The following is a 6,209-nucleotide window of genomic DNA, read 5'->3' as shown; positions in this document are numbered from 1 at the left end:
CCCACCCGCCGCGCGTCCTCTCTGGGGGGGGCGCCCCCGGGTCTCTCCCCGCCCCGCCGCGGCCGCCGTATGGGGGGGCGCCCCCCGGGCGTTGGGGCCGCGCCCCCCGATCCGCGCGCCATGGCGCGGTCTCGGTGGCGCGCCAAGATCAGCGCGCGGCGCGCCCCACGGAGGCGCGCCAGGGTCCGGGATGGGCGCGTCGGAATGGCGCGGCGCGCGGCGCGGCGCGCCCAACGCGGTGATACTGGGCGCGCCTGCAGGAGGGGCGAAGGGCGCGCCGCGCGCCCCGTGAGATGAGGTGAGGTGACGCAGGGAGGGAGGCGCGCCCCAGAGCAGTGGGCGCGCCCCGGAGGCCCCGGGCGCGCGTCACCTCACGTCACCTCACTGCCCGGCGGGCGCGCCGTCGAAGTAGGGGGCGAACTTCTTCTTGAGCCCGAGATCCGGCATCGGCGCCCGCCGGTAGACGTCGGCGAGGACGGCCTGGTCGTTCTCCTCTAGGACCGCGATCACCTCGGCGCGTTGCGCCTCCACGAAGTCACGGAGCTGAGCCAGGCCCGGCTCCCCGTCCGTGTAGATCGGCTGGAGATGGTCACGCATAGTAGTGAACTTCAAGCGGGCCTGAACGTCTGCTTCGTCGAGCAGCGCCTGGCGTGCGATCTCCGTCGGGTCGTTCGGCTTCTTCTTCGGGGCGCGTTTGACCGCGGGCAGGGCCGGGATGTCCTGCGGCTCCTCGGCCGCGCTGGTCTCCTCCGGCGACTCGGCGGGCGGCGGCTCCTCGGCCTGCGGGTCCGACGGCGGAGGGGCGGCACCTTCGGCTGGCGGTTCCTGCTCGGGCGCCGATGACTCGGGCGGCGTCTCGCGGTGCTCGCGCGCCTGGTCCTGCTTGACCGCGGACGGCGGGGTACTGGTCGGCTCTCCCTGCCCGGCGTCGGTGCCGGTCTGGTCCCCCTGCTGCTGGCCCCCCGTGCTGTGCTGGCGCTTCTCGGCCTGGGCCTTGATGTAGGCAAGGGAGCGGGCGATCAGGGTGTCCGCGCTCATCTTCCCGAGCCGGGACTCGGTGGGGATCTGCTGGAGGGTGCGGATGCCCCACTCCTCGCGGATGCCCTGCAGGGCCATCTCGGGGTCGGTCGGATCCTCGAGTGCCTTCTTGATGAGCGCGGCCGCCTTCGGGCCGGTCAGCTCGTTCTCACCGGGCCGCCGCTGCTGCTGGCTGCGCTTGGGCTGCTGCTGGTCCTGCTCCTGCAGGTACGCCTCGGGCCGGGCCTCGGTGACCTGCCGTGTGGCGGCGGCCTCCTCGAACCCCAGACGCCGCAACAGGGTGTCGATGGAGAAGTCGGGGAACGGCACAGACTCCCCCGGCTTGACGTCCCAGTGAAGGGTACGGACGCCGGTCAGGTGTGCCTCGCCGAACGCGTGCAGTTCGACGATGGCGTCGACGGCGGCGGGAAGGTTCCGCTCTGCCTTGATCTTCCGCGTCTTGTCCCGGGTCGGCTTGTCGTGCTCGAACGCGGTGACAATCTCCTGGCGGGCGAGCAGGAGGGTCGGGCCGTGATGTCGGCGGAGCATCCAAAGGATTTCGCCCCACCGGTCCTTGGCCCGGTTCCAGAGGTCGGAGTCGATGACGACCGGGTCGTCGAGGCTCGGGGCGCGGCGGCGGTTCTCCTGGGCCTTCCGCTCCGCCCGGCGGCGGGCGAAGAGGGCCTGCTCATCGCTGAGCATGTCCCACAGGACCGTCATGTTGTCGACGACGATCATGTTCGGCTTGCCGCTCACGGGGAGCTGCGCGACGGCCCATCGGATGGCGTCGAGGATGTCCTGGTAGGTGCCGTTGTGCTCGATGATCTCGTACCGGGCGCCGGGAACGCGACCGTAGTAGTCGGCCGTGCCCTCAGAGCCGCCGATCTCAATCCAGTACGTCATGCCGATCAGGTCGGAGCCGGTACCCGCGGCTGCCTCGAAGCTCTTGCCGGACTTCTCCGGCCCGACGAGCAGCATCATCGGCGGGTTGGGGAGACCGGTCGGCCGGCGGGACTTGCGTTCGCGCAGGGGGGTGGTGATACCAGGCATCGGTGATCCTTCGTTCGGGACGCGCGGGTTGCTCTCCCGCGCAGAATGAGACAGCGACAGCGTTAAGCTCTCCCGGTCTCATTGCTGCACTATTCTACCCGTGCGAAGGCATGTCTCAATGCCTGTTCAGCAGATCAGCGACAGGTTTTTCGAGGCCAGGGTCGTGATCCTCGCGGTGCCGGGCGTACCAGTCGTCCAGGTCCCCCACTCCCTCGTTCTCGGCATCGAACTCTGGGAGCGCGCTCCACTCGGCGACCGCGTCCGCGTACTCCTCCTCGACCGTCGCTGGGTCACAGCGGTTCAGTGCCTCGCTGATCTCCTGCCAGTCGGCGCCGGCCAGGGCTTCGCCCAGTACGACCCGATCAACGTACTCGTTGACCATCTGCCGCAGTTGGCGTGCTCGCTTGATGCGCTCGGTGGGACTGGTGGTCTCGGCTGTCGTGCCGACCACCTGACGGGCCAGATCGGAAAGGTCGCGGGCGGCACGGGCGGCGGCGATCCGGGCCAGGATCTCCGCTCTCATGAAGGGCCCGATCATGCAGGCGGCGGGCACCCCGTGGAGGGGCCCGCCGCGTTAGTGCGGGTGGGGGCAGCATGCCTTACGGCTGCGCTGCGGTTATTACATCCTCGACCGTGAAGTTGTCGGGCAGGGTCTGGCCGAGGAGGTTAGCCGCGTACGTGGAGAGCAGTCGGCGGCGAACCTTGCGGCCGTTCTGCGCGGTGTGGCCCATCGCCCGTCCGATGGCGGAGCCGGTCAGGTCTCCGGCGTTGAAGCGATCCGCGTCACGGGCCTGGATCGCGTCCTTGATCATCTCGTACACCTCCGCCTCGGTGAGCGGCTTCGACGTCGGCGCCGGCGTCGGGGCGGGTGCAGGCGTCGGGGCGGGTGCAGGCGTCGGGGCCGGGCTGGGGGCGGGAACGGTCGCGGTCACCCGACGGGGAGCCGCCTGGGCGGCCGGGACGGGTGCGACGGGCTTGGGGGTCGGTGCCGCGGGAGCGGGCAGAGCAGCGAAGGGCCCAGCGGCGTCGATGCCGGCCGCGGCCAGGCCCGCCGGGGCGGTCTCGGCGAGGGGGATGCCATTTCGCGCGAGGCGGAGCGGCAGCAGTGCCTCGACCGGGGCCTTCCTGCGCCATGTCCGGCCGAACCGCCCGCGGAGCTTGGCCTGGTAGACCAGGCGCTCCTGCTCCAGCTTCAGGACGGTGTCGTACGACTCCAGCTCCCACAGGTTCATGCGGCGCCACAGCAGAGCGGTGGGCCACGGGGAGAGCAGCCACCGCTTCCAGCGGACCTTGTCCAGACGGCGGCGACGGCCGGTCGCGGCACCGATGCGGACGGCGTAGACGTGCGCGGCGATCTCGGAGACGCCAACCCACAGCAGGGAGATCGCGCCGTGCGCGACCTTCGCCCACAGGGAGTTGCCAGCGGCGACGTTCAGGGCGCAGGTGATCAGACTCAGTGCCCAGGGCACGAACCGCACCCACGCCAGAGCCATGTCCATACGGATCAGGTAGAGGTTGGCCGCGGTGAACACGGGAATTGCCGAGTCGATGGACACGGGGAGCACCCACGGGTCATCGAACCCCCACGACTCCGCCTTGAGGGAGACCGCGTCGAAGGACGCGTAGAAGCCTAGGGCTCCGACGGCGACGGCGAGCAGCAAGGTGAGGACGGCGCCGAAGCGCTCCCAGCGGGTGAGCGGCGGTACTCCGGAGTCGGTGAGCGGCTTCGACGGTTTCGCCTGGCCCTTACGGGCACGGAAAAACGGCAGATTCGACAAGACACCATCCCTTCGTTCGGGTCGCCCCGGCCGGCGTATGCTCATGGCCTTCCGGGTCGACTAAACGATATAGCGTCTTTCGATCGCACACCCTGGCGTAATGCACAACGCGTCAGTTTCGGGCCGTATTGGGAGCTTTTTTCGGGGCGGTCACCAGTCGAGAGGCTTCGCCGGCCTGCGCCGGTCCGGCCCATGGATCTTCACCAGGTGGGCAGAGGCTTCGAGCCGGGACAGAAGCCGTTCGCCGAGGATGTCCACCACCCCTAAGCCGGGGTGCTCCTCCGTCCGACGGCTGCGCAAGTTCGTGGAGAAAGCTGTGGCGCGGCCGGCCGAGAGACGGGAGTCGATGAGGTCGATGGTCTCCTTGCGGGCGAACTCCGTGGCGGTCAAGTCCATCTCGCCGCAAAGCTCGTCGAGGATAAGCAGATCGCAGGTGACGAACCGCTCCCGCACCTGGTGCGCGGTCAGGTTGTGCGGGGCGGAGTCCGGGCGGCGCCACGTCAGGTAGGTGGCGTGCTTCACGAACCGCACTACCAGCCCCTGCTCCGCGGCCTCGTTGCCGAGTGCGCACACCGCGGCGGTCTTCCCGCTGCCGATGTTCCCCGGCACGATCAGGTTCAGGACCTCCGGCCGCGCCTCGCGCTTCTTCGCCTCGACCAGGGAGTTCATCCAGTTCCGCAGGGTGTTCGGCTTCTGGCTGGGGTCCAGGTACTCAAAGCGGAAGTGCAGATACTCGTCATGTGCCGCGTCCGTCATGCTGTTCCTCCACAAGTCCCGGCGGGCTCGGGCCTGCGGAACGCTCACGTCCTCCCACAGACCGTCCTCCGGCTCCGGCTGCGCGGGCACGCCGAGCTTGGACATGTCCGCGCCGCCGCGCTCCAGCACGGCCAGTAGGTGCTCGCTGAGCGCGCCGAGGGCGTTCATCCCCCGAGCCGGAGCGGGGACCGCGGGGGCGCCCGTGGTGAGAGACATCAGGATCACGGTCCTTACCGTCGTTCGAGGACGCCGAAGGTGGCGTCGTCGGTGTCGTCATCAGCGGGGGTGCTGGGCGGCGGGACGCTGGCGGCGCCGGGGATGTTCGGCGTGGCGTCGCCCTGGACGCCCCACGTCGCAGCGTCGTTGTACGGGACACGCCCGCCAGCGCTCTGGGGCTGGATGTGGCTGGTGACAATGCCGAGGGCCTGCTGCCACTGCTGCGCGCTGGGCCAGTGCTTCGCGGCGCGGATGAGGGCCTTCCCGCACTGATTCTTGGTGTAGCCCTTCTCCAGAGCGTTGCGGATTTGCTTGCGCATGCCGAGGTAGCCGCGCTTGTCCCCGACGTACGGACCGAACCGCCTTTCCGCGTCCGCCCACCACCACTTCGCGACTTCCTCGGCGTCCGCGTCGAGGAGGGCCTTCTCCGCGGCCTTCTGGGCGGTCGCGTCCTTCGTCTCCTCGGGCGCCGCCTCGTCGGGCGCCGGCTTCTTCGCCGAAGTCTTCCTCGCGGGGCCCTTCTTGGCGGCCGCAGGCTTCGGCACCGGGGCGGCGGGCGTCTCCGGCTCCTCGGCGGGCGTCTCCTCGGGCTCGTCATCCTCGGCCGGGGGTTCGTTGTCCTGGGCGGGCGCGTCGAACCCGTCACTGCCCAGGCTGCCGTCCGGGTACTGCACGAGGAAGCTGCCGTCTTCCTGCTCAATGACAGAGATGTCCAGCTTCCCACCGAAGGTGACGTAGTCCTCGGCCCACTGCTCCACGCGGTACTCGGAGATGGCGGTACCCATCGCGTTCTGACCGTTGAGGAAGCGACGGCGCTCCAGCCGGTAGTAGCCGCGGCGGGCCAACTCGTGCAGCGCCTTGCGGACGGCGTCACGTCCCTCGCGGCCCTTGCCCTTGGAGAGTTGTTCGGACTTGACCTGCCAGTCCTCCTTCTGGTCCAGGAGGTAGGTCAGCACGCCGAGGGCGCGGAAACTCATGTCGTCGTCGCGGGCGGTCTGAGAGTCGACCTGGACGTAGTAACGGCGGTTGATCCGCACGCCGTTACGGCTGGTCAAGCGGCTCATGCGGCGGCCTCGGGTGCGTTGTCGTCGACGAGGCGGACGTAGGTGTGCCACGTCTTGCGGCCGGTGTCGCCGGTCTCGTAGCGGCGCTCGTGGGTGGTGATCCCGGCATCGCGCAGTTCGGCGAGCGGCAGACGTATCTGGTGGGAGGTCATTTCGAGCTGATCGGCGACGGACGAGACGCGGACCCATCCGCGGTCCATTTCCGCGGCAAGCGCGTAGAAGATGCGGAACGCGCGGTCCGAAACAGAAATGCTGCTGGCAAGTGCCGGAGTGGGCACGTCAGTGGGCGTAGCCATCGGGAAGTCCCTTGGGAGCGGGGCCCGGCCGT

General features: G+C 69.7%; 6 protein-coding genes. All 6 read right to left on the bottom strand.

The genetic code is table 11. The annotated features are described in order from the left end of the window. Positions 1-381: 381 nt before the first annotated feature. The 6 genes from ACFV9T_RS27670 to ACFV9T_RS27645 all read right to left on the bottom strand — a co-directional run bounded on the left by ACFV9T_RS27670 (position 382) and on the right by ACFV9T_RS27645 (position 6,177). Positions 382-2,067, bottom strand: coding sequence for a hypothetical protein (locus ACFV9T_RS27670; RefSeq protein ID WP_385444924.1), 1,686 nt, complete (start codon positions 2,065-2,067; stop codon positions 382-384). A gap of 115 nt (positions 2,068-2,182) precedes the next feature. Beyond that, positions 2,183-2,590, bottom strand: coding sequence for a hypothetical protein (locus ACFV9T_RS27665; protein WP_385444923.1), 408 nt, complete (start codon positions 2,588-2,590; stop codon positions 2,183-2,185). A gap of 76 nt (positions 2,591-2,666) precedes the next feature. After that, complete coding sequence (locus ACFV9T_RS27660) at positions 2,667-3,845, bottom strand: DUF2637 domain-containing protein (protein ID WP_385444922.1); 1,179 nt, start codon at positions 3,843-3,845, stop codon at positions 2,667-2,669. Between the two features lie 150 nt (positions 3,846-3,995). Further along, positions 3,996-4,817 (bottom strand): ATP-binding protein, encoded by an 822-nt coding sequence (locus ACFV9T_RS27655; RefSeq protein WP_385444920.1) that lies wholly within the window; start codon positions 4,815-4,817, stop codon positions 3,996-3,998. Between the two features lie 14 nt (positions 4,818-4,831). Then, the gene (locus tag ACFV9T_RS27650) at positions 4,832-5,881 is read right to left on the bottom strand and encodes a hypothetical protein (protein ID WP_385444918.1); all 1,050 of its coding nucleotides are present in this window, start codon (positions 5,879-5,881) and stop codon (positions 4,832-4,834) included. Next, positions 5,878-6,177 carry a hypothetical protein gene (locus tag ACFV9T_RS27645; RefSeq protein WP_385444917.1) on the bottom strand — a complete coding sequence of 100 codons (300 nt, stop codon included), beginning with the start codon at positions 6,175-6,177 and terminating at the stop codon, positions 5,878-5,880. Before ACFV9T_RS27645 ends, ACFV9T_RS27650 begins: the two co-directional genes overlap by 4 nt. Between the last annotated feature and the right edge of the window lie 32 nt (positions 6,178-6,209).

The organism is Streptomyces sp. NPDC059850 (assembly GCF_042731515.1).
Lineage (GTDB): Bacteria > Actinomycetota > Actinomycetes > Streptomycetales > Streptomycetaceae > Streptomyces.
This window is presented reverse-complemented; position numbering and strand designations above follow the sequence as displayed.